General features: G+C 62.4%; 14 protein-coding genes. 6 read left to right on the top strand and 8 right to left on the bottom strand.

Annotated features, from left to right (window positions below):
* The 5 genes from NKJ23_RS20765 to NKJ23_RS20745 all read right to left on the bottom strand — a co-directional run bounded on the left by NKJ23_RS20765 (position 1) and on the right by NKJ23_RS20745 (position 5,404).
* A complete protein-coding gene (locus NKJ23_RS20765) occupies positions 1-1,065 on the bottom strand; it encodes an ABC transporter permease (protein ID WP_352568081.1) in 1,065 nt (354 codons plus the stop codon).
* A complete protein-coding gene (locus NKJ23_RS20760) occupies positions 1,058-2,605 on the bottom strand; it encodes a sugar ABC transporter ATP-binding protein (protein WP_352681994.1) in 1,548 nt (515 codons plus the stop codon). Before NKJ23_RS20760 ends, NKJ23_RS20765 begins: the two co-directional genes overlap by 8 nt.
* A complete protein-coding gene (locus NKJ23_RS20755; protein WP_352681992.1) occupies positions 2,602-3,255 on the bottom strand; it encodes a DUF2291 family protein in 654 nt (217 codons plus the stop codon). The genes NKJ23_RS20760 and NKJ23_RS20755 overlap by 4 nt, the downstream gene beginning before the upstream one ends.
* A gap of 113 nt (positions 3,256-3,368) precedes the next feature.
* Positions 3,369-4,310 carry a D-ribose ABC transporter substrate-binding protein gene (locus NKJ23_RS20750; protein WP_023675475.1) on the bottom strand — a complete coding sequence of 314 codons (942 nt, stop codon included), beginning with the start codon at positions 4,308-4,310 and terminating at the stop codon, positions 3,369-3,371.
* 266 nt (positions 4,311-4,576) lie between these two features.
* Positions 4,577-5,404 (bottom strand): phosphogluconate dehydrogenase C-terminal domain-containing protein, encoded by an 828-nt coding sequence (locus tag NKJ23_RS20745; protein ID WP_352568083.1) that lies wholly within the window; start codon positions 5,402-5,404, stop codon positions 4,577-4,579.
* Between the two features lie 341 nt (positions 5,405-5,745).
* Between NKJ23_RS20745 and NKJ23_RS20740 the strand changes: the two genes are divergently transcribed.
* The 3 genes from NKJ23_RS20740 to NKJ23_RS20730 all read left to right on the top strand — a co-directional run bounded on the left by NKJ23_RS20740 (position 5,746) and on the right by NKJ23_RS20730 (position 8,247).
* Positions 5,746-6,420: a DUF2161 family putative PD-(D/E)XK-type phosphodiesterase gene (locus tag NKJ23_RS20740; protein ID WP_352682095.1), complete on the top strand. Its 675-nt coding sequence runs from the start codon at positions 5,746-5,748 to the stop codon at positions 6,418-6,420.
* 147 nt (positions 6,421-6,567) lie between these two features.
* Complete coding sequence (locus NKJ23_RS20735; protein WP_352681990.1) at positions 6,568-6,990, top strand: hypothetical protein; 423 nt, start codon at positions 6,568-6,570, stop codon at positions 6,988-6,990.
* 66 nt (positions 6,991-7,056) lie between these two features.
* The gene (locus tag NKJ23_RS20730) at positions 7,057-8,247 is read left to right on the top strand and encodes an NADH-quinone oxidoreductase subunit D (RefSeq protein ID WP_352615389.1); all 1,191 of its coding nucleotides are present in this window, start codon (positions 7,057-7,059) and stop codon (positions 8,245-8,247) included.
* A gap of 286 nt (positions 8,248-8,533) precedes the next feature.
* Here the strand turns inward: NKJ23_RS20730 and NKJ23_RS20725 are convergent, their stop codons facing one another.
* Positions 8,534-8,965 (bottom strand): hypothetical protein, encoded by a 432-nt coding sequence (locus NKJ23_RS20725; RefSeq protein ID WP_023675469.1) that lies wholly within the window; start codon positions 8,963-8,965, stop codon positions 8,534-8,536.
* A 475-nt stretch (positions 8,966-9,440) separates the two neighbouring features.
* Between NKJ23_RS20725 and NKJ23_RS20720 the strand changes: the two genes are divergently transcribed.
* From NKJ23_RS20720 to NKJ23_RS20710, 3 genes are read left to right on the top strand one after another with little or no spacing between them, the layout of a single operon-like run.
* Positions 9,441-10,409, top strand: a complete 969-nt coding sequence (locus tag NKJ23_RS20720) for an HlyD family secretion protein (protein ID WP_245274638.1) — start codon at positions 9,441-9,443, stop codon at positions 10,407-10,409.
* Positions 10,406-12,019, top strand: coding sequence for a DHA2 family efflux MFS transporter permease subunit (locus NKJ23_RS20715; protein ID WP_352681988.1), 1,614 nt, complete (start codon positions 10,406-10,408; stop codon positions 12,017-12,019). The genes NKJ23_RS20720 and NKJ23_RS20715 overlap by 4 nt, the downstream gene beginning before the upstream one ends.
* Before the next feature lie 60 nt (positions 12,020-12,079).
* Complete coding sequence (locus NKJ23_RS20710) at positions 12,080-12,247, top strand: hypothetical protein (protein WP_352448160.1); 168 nt, start codon at positions 12,080-12,082, stop codon at positions 12,245-12,247.
* A 4-nt stretch (positions 12,248-12,251) separates the two neighbouring features.
* On the opposite strand, the gene NKJ23_RS20705 is transcribed toward NKJ23_RS20710, so the two are convergent.
* Positions 12,252-13,004 carry a metallophosphoesterase family protein gene (locus NKJ23_RS20705; protein ID WP_352633601.1) on the bottom strand — a complete coding sequence of 251 codons (753 nt, stop codon included), beginning with the start codon at positions 13,002-13,004 and terminating at the stop codon, positions 12,252-12,254.
* On the bottom strand, positions 12,997-13,809 hold the full coding sequence (locus tag NKJ23_RS20700; protein ID WP_352681986.1) for a nucleotidyltransferase family protein: 813 nt from the start codon (positions 13,807-13,809) through the stop codon (positions 12,997-12,999). Before NKJ23_RS20700 ends, NKJ23_RS20705 begins: the two co-directional genes overlap by 8 nt.
* Positions 13,810-13,977 lie beyond the last annotated feature (168 nt).

The raw sequence follows: 13,977 nt of genomic DNA, 5'->3' as shown, positions 1-13,977 counted from the left end.
TCAGCCGGCCTTTGCCATCTGCATCAGCGTGACACGGCTCTGCAGCCGGCGCTGTGCCTGGTCGACGACGACGGCGACGATGATGACGAGGCCCTTGATCACCATCTGCCAGAACGAGCTCACTCCCATCATCACCAGCCCGTCCGAAAGGATGCCGATGACGAAGGCGCCGACAATGGTACCGCCGATGGTACCGCGTCCGCCCGACATCGAGGTGCCGCCGAGCACTGCCGCGGCAATGGCGTTGAGCTCGAAGCTCTCTCCGGTCGCCGGATGCGAGGCCATCAGTTCGGACGAGATGATCAGCCCGACGATCGCCGCGCAGAAGCCGGAGAACATGTAGACGAACATCTTCACCATGTTGACGCGGACGCCTGAAATCCGCGCCGCCCGTTCATTGCCGCCGACGGCGAAGATGTGGCGGCCGAGCGGGGTGTATTTGGCGAGATAGGCCGCCCCTACCGCAACAACGACCAAGATCCATATCGAAACCGGCAAGCCGAGCAGCCGGCCGGCGCCGAGGTAGCCGAACCCTGTGGTGCCGAGCTCGGGCTTGCCGACGAGATTGGGGAAAGTACGGCCGTCCGACGACAGCAGCGCCAGGCCGCGTGCGACATAGAGCACGCCGAGCGTGGCAATGAAAGGCGCAACGTTAAGCCTGGTGATCAGCAAGCCGTTGACGGCGCCGATCAATATGCCGACGGCAAGCGTGATCAGCGCGATTTCGAAGACGTTGAAATAAATGGTGTAGCCGACCTGCAGGTCGATGCCGTTGAGCACGAGGTAGCCGGCCACCATGCCGCACAGGCCGACGATCGAGCCGACCGACAGGTCGATGCCGCCGGTGATGATGACGAAGGTCATGCCCATTGCGAGGAATGCGTTCAGCGCCACGTGCTTCGACATCAGGATAAGATTGGCGGCCGATAGGAAATTGGGGGCGGCTATCGAGAAGAATAACAGCACGGCGATCAGCGCGATGAACGTCCTCGCCTTCATCAGCGTCAGCAGGACCGAGCCGCCCGACATGGAGTTGACCGCCGCCTTGGCTGGGATGTCAGTCATGCGCGTGCTCTCCGTGCGGGACCGGTCCGTGGCCGAAGGCCGAGGCAGCGACGAGCGCGGCCTCCGTCGCCTCTGCGCGATCGAACATGCCGGTCAATTTTCCATTGCTCATCACCGCGATGCGGTCGGACAACGCCATCACTTCGTCGAGATCGGAGGTGGCAAACAGTATCCCCAGGCCGTCGCGCGACAGCTTGCGCATGGTGCGGAACACGTCGGCCTTGGCGCCGACGTCGATGCCGCGGCTGGGCTCGTCCATCAACAGCACCTTCGGGCCGGTGAGCAGCGCCTTGCCGATCACCACCTTCTGCTGGTTGCCGCCTGACAACGACGAGACTTCCTGCGCCGGATCGGCGACCTTGATCGCCAGTTCGCGCACCGTCCGGGCCACCGCCTGTCTTTCGGCGGCACCGCGAATGTGGAACAGGCGCACGAACCGCGACAGGCTGGCCAGCGTCAGATTGCTGGCGACGGAGAGGATCGACACCAGCCCTTCGCGCTGGCGGTCTTCGGGGATCAGCGCCAGGCCGCGCCGGATGCGCCGCGTCGTGTCGCGCTCGTGCACTTTTTTGCCGGCAATGAATATCGTGCCCGTCGAATGGCCGTGGCGGCCCATGATGCAGTCGAACAGCTCGCTGCGTCCGGCGCCCATCAGGCCATAGATGCCGAGAATTTCGCCGGCGCGCAGCGATAGCGAGACGTGATCGACCGCAAGCCCGCCGGTGACGCGCGGCAGGCAGATGTCCTCGGCGCGGAATATTTCCTCGCCCGGCACATGGCCGTCGGCCTTGGCGAAGTCCTTGGCGTCCGAGCCGATCATCTGCCGCACGATCCACTGGGTGTCGACGTCTTTCATCTCCGCCTGGCCGGTGATGCGGCCGTCGCGCAGCACCGTGATGGTGTCGCCGATGCGGATCAGCTCCTCGAGCCGGTGCGAGATGTAGACGATTGCCACGCCGCGTGCCTTGAGGTCGGCAATCACCTTGAACAGGATCTCGACTTCCGCCGCGCTGAGCGCCGAGGTCGGTTCATCCATGATCAGGATGCGCGCATCGAGCGAAACCGCCTTGGCGATCTCGACCAGCTGCTGCTGGCCGATGCGCAGATCCTCGACCAGCATGTCGGGCCGGATGCCGGCTTCCAGGCGTTCAAGGAACTCCGCCGCGCGGCGCTCCTGCTCCTTGCGGTCGATCTTGCGGAAGCGGTTGGTGATCTCGCGGGTGGCGAAAATATTTTCGGCGACAGTCAGATTGCCGAACAGATTCAGCTCCTGGAAAACCATGCCGATGCCGCGGCTCACGGCATCACCGGAAGACGAGAATGAAACCTCCTCGCCGTCCAGCAGAATGCGCCCGAGCGTCGGTTGCTCGACGCCGGCGATGATCTTCATCAGCGTCGATTTGCCGGCTCCGTTTTCGCCGACCAGCACGTTGACCGCGCCTTTGCGCACCTCGAAATTCGCCCGTTTGACCGCGACGGTGCCGGAATAGACTTTCGAGACGTCCTCCAGCTTCAGGATGACATCTTGATAGCCGCTCATGGCTTCGGCCCGATCTTTGCCTCCGCCGGCGTCACCAGCGGCAGGTCCTGGCCACTGCCCGGCGTATAGGCGCCAAGTACCTCGACGCTGCGGCCCTCGAGTGCCTCGCGCGGCAGCTTGGAAAGCACGGTCTTGTCGGCATAGGCGTTGAAAGCCTTGCCGAACTGGGCGAAGTCGATCTGGTTGGTGAAATCGTTGAACTGGATGAAGTCGAGGCTGTCGCGCAGCGCGGTTCCGCGCATGGCGGGTCCGATCTGCACCCGCGCGTCCGCCTTGCCGTCGCCGTCGGCATCGACGTCCATCGTCGCCGCGCGTGACTGTGTATTGGCTGCAACGACCTTGCCCTCGAGCCGAACCGCGAAGGTCCATGGCGAATTCGCCTGCTTCTTCGGGTTGCCGTATTTGGCGCCGGCAGCGGCGGGATCGGTCTTGGCCAAGGCATGAACCTCGGCAAACGGCCCGGCCTTCTGCTGCAGATAGGGTATGACTTTCGCCGCCCAGATGTCCTCGACCATCTTGTCGGGATTGAATGCGGAGCCAGTGCCGCCGTTTTCCGCCGACGGCGTCGGCAGGATCTTGCAGGCGGTCAGGCTGCCTATTGCTGCGAGGAACAACGCGACAAAGATCGGCCGGGTCAGCGTGTTGAACATGTCGGCTCGTTCGGCATGGCAGTCAGGAGCACCCAGAGAAATGGAAGAAAGGGCGAAATGGAAGCAAGGGACGAACCGGAGGCTCGTCCCTTGCTGCTTGATGTTACACCGGCTCAGTTGGTGAGCGCGAATGTCTCCAGCTTGGCGGCATTGTCGCCATTGACCAGGACGCAGTCCATCAGCTGCTTTTCCTCGGCCGGAGACTTCTTGTTCTTGATGAAGTCGTTGGCCTGCTCGACCGCCATCTGCGCCTGCGCGAAGGCCGGCTGCAGGACTGTCGCCTTGATGCCGCCGGAGGTGATCGAGTCGCGCACGTCGTTCGACCCGTCGAAGCCGACGACGATGACGTCCTTGCGGCCGGCAGCGGCAAGTGCCGCATAAGCGCCCATCGCCATTGTGTCGTTGCCGGAGATCACGCCCTTGATATCGGGATTGGCCTGGAGGATCGATTCCATCTTTGAATAGGCCTCGGTCTGGCTCCAATTGGCCGACTGCTGCGCCACCATCTTCAGGTCCGGATAGTCGTCGATGACGTCGTGGTAACCCTTGGAGCGGATGCCGGCATTGGTGTCGGATTCCTTGCCGACGAGCTCGACGAAATTACCCTTCTCGCCCATCAGCTTGACGAATTCCTGTGCGCCGAGCTGGGCGCCCTGGTAATTGTTGGAGACGATCTGCGCGACGGCAACGCCGGTAGCATTGATCTCGCGATCGATCAGGAAGGAAGGAACGCCCGCGTCCTTGGCCTTCTGCACCGCGGCGACGGTGGCGTCGGCGCCGGCATTATCGAGGATGATCGCCTTGGCGCCGCGGCCGATCGCCGTGTCGATCAATTCGGACTGCTTGTTGGCGTCGTCGTCATGGACGAGCACCAACGCCTCGTAACCGAGTTCCTTGGCCTTGGCCTCCGCGCCGACAGCTTCCGCCTTGAAGAACGGATTGTCATGCGAGGGCGTGATGATGGCGATCAAATCCGCCGCATAGGCGGGTGCGGCGGTGCCAAGCGCCAGCATGCCGGCAAAAGCCGCAAGCGTCATTCTGCGTGTCAGTTTCATGTATTCCTCCCGTTGAAAATCCGTGCCTTATCCCAAGGCTATATGCATTCGATTTCGTTAGCCGGCCGTAGGCGGCGGGTCGCGTCAGATTCACAAGCCCTTGGCCGGCATCACCTCGACGGATCGCTCCCCCCTATCCTCCACTCATCCAGCGCCTGATCCTGCTGCGAAGCTTGACGGTCCGATCCATCGAACAGCTAAGCCAACTGGTATAATGAGTCAATGACAATTTCAGGTGACATGTTCCGGAGAACGCGTCGCTGCCCTCAAGTGATGCGCTGAATGCTCGCGGCAATCTCCTCCGGCTCGAACACCCGCTTCCAGTCGTCGCGCATCAGCACCGGCTTGCCGAACTCTATCGCCTTGTTGCAGGCGTCGGAGAACACGCCTTTGGTCTCGCCGAAGATGACGGCGCCAAGCACGTTCATATGGCCAAGCAGGAAGTCGAGCGCCGCCTGCTTGTCGACCCCGCGCGCCACCACCTCGTCAACGGCCTCCTTCATGACGACGAGCAGCGAAGCGCATACCGTTTCCGAAAGGCCGGGCTCGAGCAGCGCCATCTGATCAACGGTGACGCGATGCGAGCGCATGACCGGCGCCCAGATGATCTTTGCGATCGCCTCACCCTTGGCGAAATCTTCCTCCGGTCCCTGCATCAAGGCGCTGACCATGTGCTGCTTGGCTTTGACGCCGCCGAAATAATCCTTCTTGGCCGCCATGTCGGTCTCGTCGTTGAAGATCGGCGGATGGCACGGGTGGGTGACGAAATAGGTCAGGTCCGGCCGCTTCGGCAAATGCCCGGCGAAAGGTGCCGCGGCGTCAAGCACGACGACCATCGTGCCTGATGCAAGCTTGCTCTCGATACTCGCCGCGACCTTGCCGATGTGCGTGTCCGGCACCGCCAGGATCACCACATCGGCGCCATCAAGCGCCTCATCGGCGCTGACGGCATCGATGCCGAGGCCCGACTTAAGCCGCTCGCGGCCGGCGTCGCTGACCTCGACATGGCGTATCGTATAGGGAGATCCGCGAAAATTGGTCGACAGACGGTAACCCATTTTGCCGCCCGCACCAAACAGCGCAATCGTTGTCATGTGTCCGTTACTCCTGAATTCCAACGACGGCCCTGCCGATCGTCATCCCATTGACTTGTATGCACATTGCCGCCGGTTGGCGGATCAGAGAACGCAGGGGAGCCGCCGCTCAAATGACGATGCCATGGACGATGTCTCGGGCGCCCGGATGTCCAGCAAAGCGCAGCTACGCGGAGCATGCTACCTCAGGTACACATTATACCAGCATACCAAATTGGCAAGCGGCCATGGCACGGCTCTGACCACTTGTTTGGCCGTCGTTTACCTCCTGTTCAACGGCAATGAGCGATCATCGCGCTGAACCGCCGATCGGCGGGATGATTCGCAGCCGACAAAGGCCCATGCTCGAAACGTCACTCTACAGCCCGGTCAAGGCCTTCCTGGAAGGCCTGGGATTTATGGTCAAGGGCGAGATCGGCGGCTGCGATCTGCTGGCGCTGAGTGCCGACTCTCCACCGATCGTCGTCATCTGCGAGCTGAAGCTGAAGTTCAACCTCGAACTCGTCCTCCAGGGCGTCGACCGTATGGCGGCGAGCGACGAGGTCTGGCTAGCGGCATGCATGTCGGCCCGCGGCAAGGGCCGTGAGAGCGATGTGAGATACCGCAATCTCTGCCGTCGGCTCGGCTTAGGCCTGCTTGGCGTGCGACCGAACGGCGAGGTTCAGGTGCTGCTCAGCCCGACGGCATTGGCTCCGCGTCGCGATCCCCGGCGCCGCTCGAAGCTAATTGACGAACATCAGCGTCGGCAGGGCGATCCTGTCGCCGGCGGCGGCTCGCGTGCGCCGATCATGACCGCCTATCGCCAGCAAGCGCTGGCATGCGCCGCAGCCCTCGCCGACGGCCCAAAGCGGCCGCGTGACTTGAAGCCCAACCTGCCGAACGCGCCTAAGATCCTGCTGCACAATGTGTATCGCTGGTTCGCGCGCACCGATCGTGGGATCTACGAACTGACCGCTCAGGGCCGTGAGGCGTTGCAGCGCTGGCCGCAGCCCGATCGCAGCCACACCGCTGCCTGAGACAGGCAACGCCGGATTTCGCGCCCTGCTTTCCGCGACAATCACGGCTTTCGGCAAGACATCACCTCGGTCACGGAACCATATTTCGACACGATGGTTTTGTCGTCACCGAGTGGATCGTCCGCTGAGCAAACGGAAGGAACGGCCATGCGCCTATCGACGACAATTGCCACACTTTCGGCACTGGCCCTTGCCTCGCCGGTCTATGCGCAATCCGTGGGACCAGAGCTTGCCCCTGTCCCGCCGACCCCGCAAACCCTGCCGGAGCAAGCCACGCCCGAAGGGACCACTCCCGACCAGACTACACCTGACCAAGCCTTCTCCGCCCAGAATTTCACCGCAGTGACAATCGTGGCGATGGAGGATCTGCCTCCTGACATCAAGGCACAGGCGGAGGCCGTCGTCACCCAGACCAGCGCCGAGGATTTGCGCATCCTGCAAAGTTCGATCGACGCATCGCCGCAGGCGGCATCGGCGCTGGCGGCGAACGGGCTTAATTCCACGCAGGTCGTGGCGGCCAATATCGACGGCGACGGCACGCTGACGCTGATCATCCAGACGACGACGTGAGCGGCTCAAAGCGGACAAGCCGGCTCCGGCACGGAAACGAAGGCCGCCCGATCGCGGAGGACTGTCATGGCCGAGGCTGCAGTTCGCAACTTCACCATCAATTTCGGGCCACAACATCCCTCCGCTCACGGTGTCCTGCGGCTGGTGCTCGAACTCGACGGCGAGATCGTGGAACGCGCCGATCCCCACATCGGCCTGCTGCATCGCGGCACCGAAAAGCTCATCGAGTACAAGAACTACCTGCAGGCCTTGCCCTATTTCGACCGGCTCGACTACGTCGCGCCGATGAACCAGGAGCATGCATTCTGTCTCGCCGCCGAGAAGCTCCTCGAAATATCGGTTCCGAAACGCGGACAGCTCATCCGCGTGCTTTTCTGCGAAATAGGCCGGCTGTTATCGCACCTCCTCAACGTCACCACGCAAGCCATGGACATCGGCGCGCTGACGCCGCCGCTCTGGGGTTTCGCCGAGCGCGAGAAGCTGATGGTCTTTTATGAGCGCGCGTCCGGCGCCCGCATGCACGCGAATTATTTCAGGGTCGGCGGCGTGCATCAGGATCTGCCGCCGGAACTCCTCGACGACATCTGGAAGTTCTGCGATCCGTTCCTCAAGGTCTGCGACAATCTCGAAGAGCTGTTGACCGAGAACCGCATTTTCAAGCAGCGCAATGTCGATGTCGGCGTGATCGGCCTCGACGATGCCTGGGCCTGGGGCTTTTCCGGCGTGATGGTGCGCGGATCGGGCGCGTCCTGGGACCTGCGCAAGGCGCAGCCATACGAATGCTATTCGGAGATGGATTTCGATATCCCAGTCGGCAAGCATGGCGACTGCTACGACCGCTATCTCGTCCGCATGGAGGAAATGCGCCAGTCGGTCCGGATCATGCGGCAATGTCTGGAAAAGTTGCGCTCACCAGAAGGTCAGGGGCCGGTCGCGATCCCGAACCGCAAGATCACGCCGCCGCCGCGTGCCACGATGAAGCGCTCGATGGAAGCGACGATCCACCACTTCAAACTTTATACCGAAGGCATTCGCGTGCCGAGCGGTGAAGTCTATGCCGCCGTCGAGGCGCCGAAGGGTGAATTCGGCGTCTACCTCGTGTCGGACGGCGGCAACGTTCCCTACCGATGCAAGATCCGCGCACCTTCCTTCGCCCACCTGCAAGCGATGGATTTCCTGTCCCGAGGCCATATGATCGCCGATGTTGCCGCGATCATCGGCTCGCTCGACATCGTGTTCGGAGAAATCGATCGCTAGTTTAGCCAGGTCGCAGGATCTTCCCCGATCGCAGGATCATTCGTCGTTAGTAGCCGCGCAGGCAGGCCTGGACGGCGCTCGACCGCCGGTCAGACGAAGGCCCTCACCTGCGGCGGGCCAGCTCAAATTCACACATCAAAGACGGACGCATGGCCGCGACAAGGCGCAGCCAAGCGTCGAGGAGTTTCACAATCTGCGCGGCCCGACGGGGCACGAGCCCTTCCAAGTTCGGAAGCGCTCTCCACGGCGCGGAAAGAACGCGTGTTCCGCCGTTCCTCGTACCGCCTCAATGCACGATCAAGCCCTTCATCCAGGCAACAAATCTGTTGCCGCGAACTATCCCGCGCACCCTGGCAGCGGCCCATCTCGCTTGCATCGTAGCGCCGACATGGCAATGGCAGACGATTTGGTGCAACTGCCGGTCGCTCAGTTCGAAGAAGCGCTTTGCCTCACCATAGGTATCATCGCTGAGGCCCATGGCACGCAGAACCGGATCCTCAAAGGCGACAGTGAGCGGCGTCCCAGCGCCACGCGATCTGTCACGCGCTTCCCTGTTCATATATTCGGTGCCTGGAAGCGCCCCAAGGCATCGCGTCGGATTTTGTTCGAGAAGTTCCGCCCAACGTTCAATCCGCTGGGTTCGAGTCATCGCCGGATACGCCGCGAAGGACTCAACTTCCGCGACGGCCTGCAGTTGGTCGAGTGTTTGATGTTTCATGGTCGGCTCCTGTCGACAGGTGAATTCGCCCACGCCTACATGAGCAATTATCGCGCCATGGAGCGCTGACAAGGCCGGACCGCCGCAACATGAGGCGTACGGATCACCTGCCCGGTGAAGCGGCGCTCGAATTCCGACGCGCCCCCGCCTGTGTTCGATGTCGACCCGTTAACCGAAGCCGTTTCCGGACAGGAACTTTTGCGGAAGCTTGCCGTTTGGCTTTGCGTCCGCTTCGGCGGCTGCAATATCAGTCTTGAAAGCAATTCCGTTGGACACGAAGCCTCAACGCGTCGAGCAAGACGTCGAGCCTGTAAATGAAACCCGGGAGCAACCGGCCCCGGTTCGAGAATCTCGTGAGCGATCGGCAGAGCCCCGGCAGGAAAAACCCGACGGGAATGCCTCGCAACGAAAGGCCGGTCTGCTCGGCTTTCCCAGGCGCCATCCCTATGCGGCCGCAGCCATCGCGCTTGCGCTGTTGCTCGTCGCGGCAGGCATCGCGATCTGGTGGCTGAACGCTCGCCAGTACGAATCGACCGACGACGCCTTCATAGATGCGCGCACAGTGATGATCGGTGCGCAAATAGCCGGCCGCATTACCGAGCTGGCGGTTACCGACAATCAGCATGTACAGGCGGGCGATGTCCTCCTGCGTATCGACGACAGCGACTATCAGGCAAACCTGAAGCAGGCCGACGCCGGCGTCGCCGCGGCCGAGGCCGAAATCGTCAATGTCGCCGCCCAGATCGAGGCTCAAAACGCAAAGGTAAACGCTGCCCAGAGGCAGGTTGCACAGGCCAAGGCAGCGCTGGATTTCGCCAAGGCCGAGGATCAACGCAATCGCGAACTCCTGGCCAGGGGCACAGCAACGCAGCAGCAGGCGCAGCAGGCGGCATCGACGTTGCGTCAGGACCAGGCCGCGCTGGACAGCGCCGAGGCCAATGTCGCCTCCGCAAAAAGCCAGGTTTCGGTCTTGCAGGCACAGGCCAGGAGCGCCGAGGCGCAGCTCGAGCAGGCAAAGGCCAGCCAGGAGCAAGCCCGCACGACGCTGTCGCGCACGACTATCACAGCACCCGCAGCCGGGCGCGCAACGAGCATTTCCGCCGCTAAGGGCACCTACGCCCAACCCGGCCAGGTATTGATGATGTTCGTTCCCGACGAGGTCTGGGTGAAGGCCAATTTCAAGGAGACGCAGCTCGATCTGATGCGGCAGGGACAGCCGGTCGACATCGACATCGACGCCTACCCGGACAAGTCCTTTCATGGCCGCGTCGACAGCATCCAGGCCGGCAGCGGCACCGCCTTCAGCCTCCTGCCGGCCGAAAATGCCACCGGCAATTACGTCAAGGTGGTGCAGCGCGTGCCGGTCAAGATCGTCTTCGACAAGCCGCCGGATGTGCTTCTCGGGCCAGGCCTGTCGGTGGTGCCGACGGTCAAGGTGCGATGAACGGCGAAACCGCCAGAAATCAGGGCGAAAGCCGATCCGCCGCCGGGACACACAATCCGTGGCTCATCGCCGTCGTCGTCTCCATCGCCACTTTCATGCTGGTGCTCGACACCTCGATCGCCAATGTCGCCCTGCGCAACATCGCCGGCAGCCTGGCGGCCGGAATGGACGAAAGCACCTGGGTCATTACCACCTATCTCGTTGCCAACTCGGTGATCATTCCGGTCAGCGGCTGGCTGGCAAGCGTCATCGGCCGCAAGCGCTACTACATGCTCTGCGTTGCGACCTTCACCGTCGCGTCGCTGCTGTGCGGACTGGCGCCCAACCTGGAACTGCTCATCCTGTTCAGGGTCCTTCAGGGCCTCGGCGGCGGCGGCATGGCGCCAAGCGAGCAATCGATCCTTGCCGACACCTTTCCGCCTGAAAAGCGCTCGCAGGCCTTCGCGCTTTACGGCATTGCCGTCATCGTCGCACCGACGGTCGGGCCGACGATCGGCGGCTGGCTGACCGACCATTTCTCCTGGCACTGGATCTTCTTCATCAACGTGCCGTTCGGCATCCTGTCGCTGGCCCTGGTGCAATGGCTGTTGGTCGAACCGGACGTACTCGAACGCGAACGCAAGGAACGGCTGAAGGGCGGCCTGAAGATCGACGGGATCGGGTTCGTCCTGGTGGCGACGGCCTTGGGGTGCCTGGAGATTTTTCTCGACCGGGGCCAGCGCTACGATTGGTTCGCCTCGGATTTCATCACCACTTTCGCAGTGATTTCCGCGATCGCGTTCCTGCTGCTTATCCCATGGGAGCTCAGTCGCAGCGATCCGGTCGTCGACATGCGTCTGTTGTTCACGCGCCAGTTCGGCACGGCCTTCCTGGTCATGATGGCGGTCGGTGCTATCCTGTTCAGCACCACCCAGATCGTGCCGCAGCTGCAGCAGACGACATTTGCCTACACCGCGACGCTCTCGGGCCTTTCGATGATGCCGGGCGGCATCGCCATGCTGATCTTGATGCCGGTGTCCGGATTTGTAGGCAGCATCGTGCAGCCCAAATACCTGATCATGATGGGCATGTCGGTGGTCGCAGTGGCCCTCTGGCATATGACCTCGCTCACCCCGGACGCCAGCTTCCGCTTCTTTGCCTTTGCCCGTGTTTTCCTGATGGTCGGGCTGCCGTTCCTGTTCATTCCCATCTCGACCGCGGCCTATGTCGGCCTGCCCCCGCAGAAGACCAACCAGGCATCGGCGCTGATCAACGTTGCACGCAATATCGGCGGCAGCATCGGCGTCTCGCTGTCCAACACCGTCATTGCGCAAAGCTCCCAGATCCATCAATCGAATCTGGTCGGCCACACCGTGCAGTCGTCGCCCGCCTATCAGCAGGCGCTTCGGCAGGCGACCGAGCATTTCGTCGCCCAGGGTTCGCCGATGGTCGAGGCGAAGCAGCAGGCGATCGGCTGGCTTGGCCAGTTGATCGCCCGCCAGGCCACGCTGCTCGCCTATGTCGATGTCTTCCGCTACTGCGCGGTGGCAACCGCCCTGCTCGTTCCGCTTGCTCTGCTGCTGCGATCAAGCAAGTCGGGCAGCAGACAGGCGAATCCGGAGATGGGCTGACCAGAAGGCGGGAACCAGCTGACCCATTGCGTTGTTCTGCGCCAAGAGGAGATGATCACGATGGCCACTATTCCCACACCCGAGCCAATGCCGACCCCGGTGCCGCCGCCTCCCATCCCCGATCCCAAGCCCGTGCGTGAGCCGGACCCCGACAGGCTCCCCGACGAGGACCCCATTCCCAATCCGGATGAAAACGATATTCCGCCGAAGCGGGCGTTCAACATCTAGCCTATTAGATTTCGAGCACAGCGTAGGGGCGGCCGGTCGGCTTGGCGACATGCATGGCAACGTTATAGACCGACGCCCCGCCCGGGGTGCGGCCCTCGTAGGCGCCGCGATGCGCATGGCCATGCACCACCGCGCTGACCTGGAACCGGTCTATTGTCTCGGCCAGGCGTGACGAACCGAGAAACGGGAAGATCTCCAGCGGCTCGCCTTCGACCGTCTCGACGACAGGCGCGTAGTGCAGAACGACAAGCGTGCGTTTGGCGCGGACCTGCCGCATTGCGTTTTCAAGCCGCATCGCTTCGTTCACGCTTTCCGCCACCATCGACTTGATGGCCGGTTCGCCGAAGGAGCCGAGCATGCGCGATCCAAAACCGCCAACGAAACCCTTGACCCCGACGAACCCGACCTCGTGAATCTCCGTCGCCTCGCCGTCGAGCAGGTGAACGCCCGCCTGGCGCAGAATGTCGGTGACCTGCTCGACGGCGCCTGACTCATAGTCGTGGTTGCCAAGTACGGCGACGACCGGGATCGTGCAGGCACGCAGTTCCTCGGCAAGGATTTCGGCCTCCCGAGGCTTGCCGAGGTTGGTAAGGTCGCCCGTCAGCACGAGAACCTGGGCTGCACGCGACATCTCGCCGAAAAGATCGCGGTACGAGGCCTGGTCCTCCTTGCCGACATGCAGATCGCCAATGGCGGCGACTTTGAGTGCGCTGCCGTTTTCCGCCTTCGGCGAAGCAGTTTCGAGCTCGTTAGCCATTGCTATGTTCTCCTTCACCGCCGACGTCGGCAAAACCCCAGTCGTTGACGTCGATCTCATAGTCAGTTCGTGAAAGCATGCGCCCACGGCAGATTTTCATCCGGGAAGGTGGCAATTCGCGCTGCTTGGCCAGCCGGTCAAGCAGCTCGTCGAGCAGCCAGGCGGGCACGCGGCCCCGCTCCGTCGGATAGATCCATCGGAAGTTCAAGAGATGCATCAGCAGAACTTCCCAATGAACTTCCATGTAGGAAAGCAGCCTTTGCCAGTCGATCTGGTCGTGGGCCTTGAGGATGGTGTGCGCGATGTCGGCCCCATCGTGGCGACCGCGGTCCTGGATGAAACTTTTGGACCAGATAAGCTCGGTGGGCCCGATGATCCGCACCTGGCTGCCCAGCAATTCGCCCTGACGGGCGTGCTCCAGCCACTGGTCGTCGACAGGCATTGTGCCGTTCATCGAGGCGAAAATGACGTCGAAAAAATGCGTGCCCTTGAACACTTTACCGAGCCACCGGTCGTCCTCGACCACGACGGCGTAGCCGATCTGCTTGAAATGGGCGAGGATGCGCGGGCAGTCGCCGGCCTTGCAGAAAATGTCGAGATCCTTGGTCTGGCGGATGATCCCGGTATAGGCGCTTACGGCATAGGTGCCGGCGACGAGAAAGGGGATGCCGGTCGCGACAAGTTCGCGGATCGCTTCGATATAAAAGACCTCCGCTTCGGCATTGCGAAGCGTCGGGGCGGCTTTTGGATCGACCGACGGAACGGATGCCGGGATCGCGCTTTCCGGTGGGGGATTAATGATCATAGCAATGGCTCCTGGCCCGGCAGACCAGCAGCCGCCTGTATCTAATAGCCAAGCATGCCCGATGGTTCCCGCCGTTACGCGGCACTGCCGCTCTCGCCTGCTGCATCAGGCGGATACGCCGCCGTGGCAGGCCTTAGAAGCGGTCATGGTTGTCGGCTGCGGCGCGGC

The sequence above is a fragment of the Mesorhizobium sp. M0184 genome, from assembly GCF_040322215.1.
Classification (GTDB): domain Bacteria; phylum Pseudomonadota; class Alphaproteobacteria; order Rhizobiales; family Rhizobiaceae; genus Mesorhizobium.
Note: the sequence above shows the minus strand (reverse complement) of the source record. Positions and strands in the feature narration are given on the sequence as shown.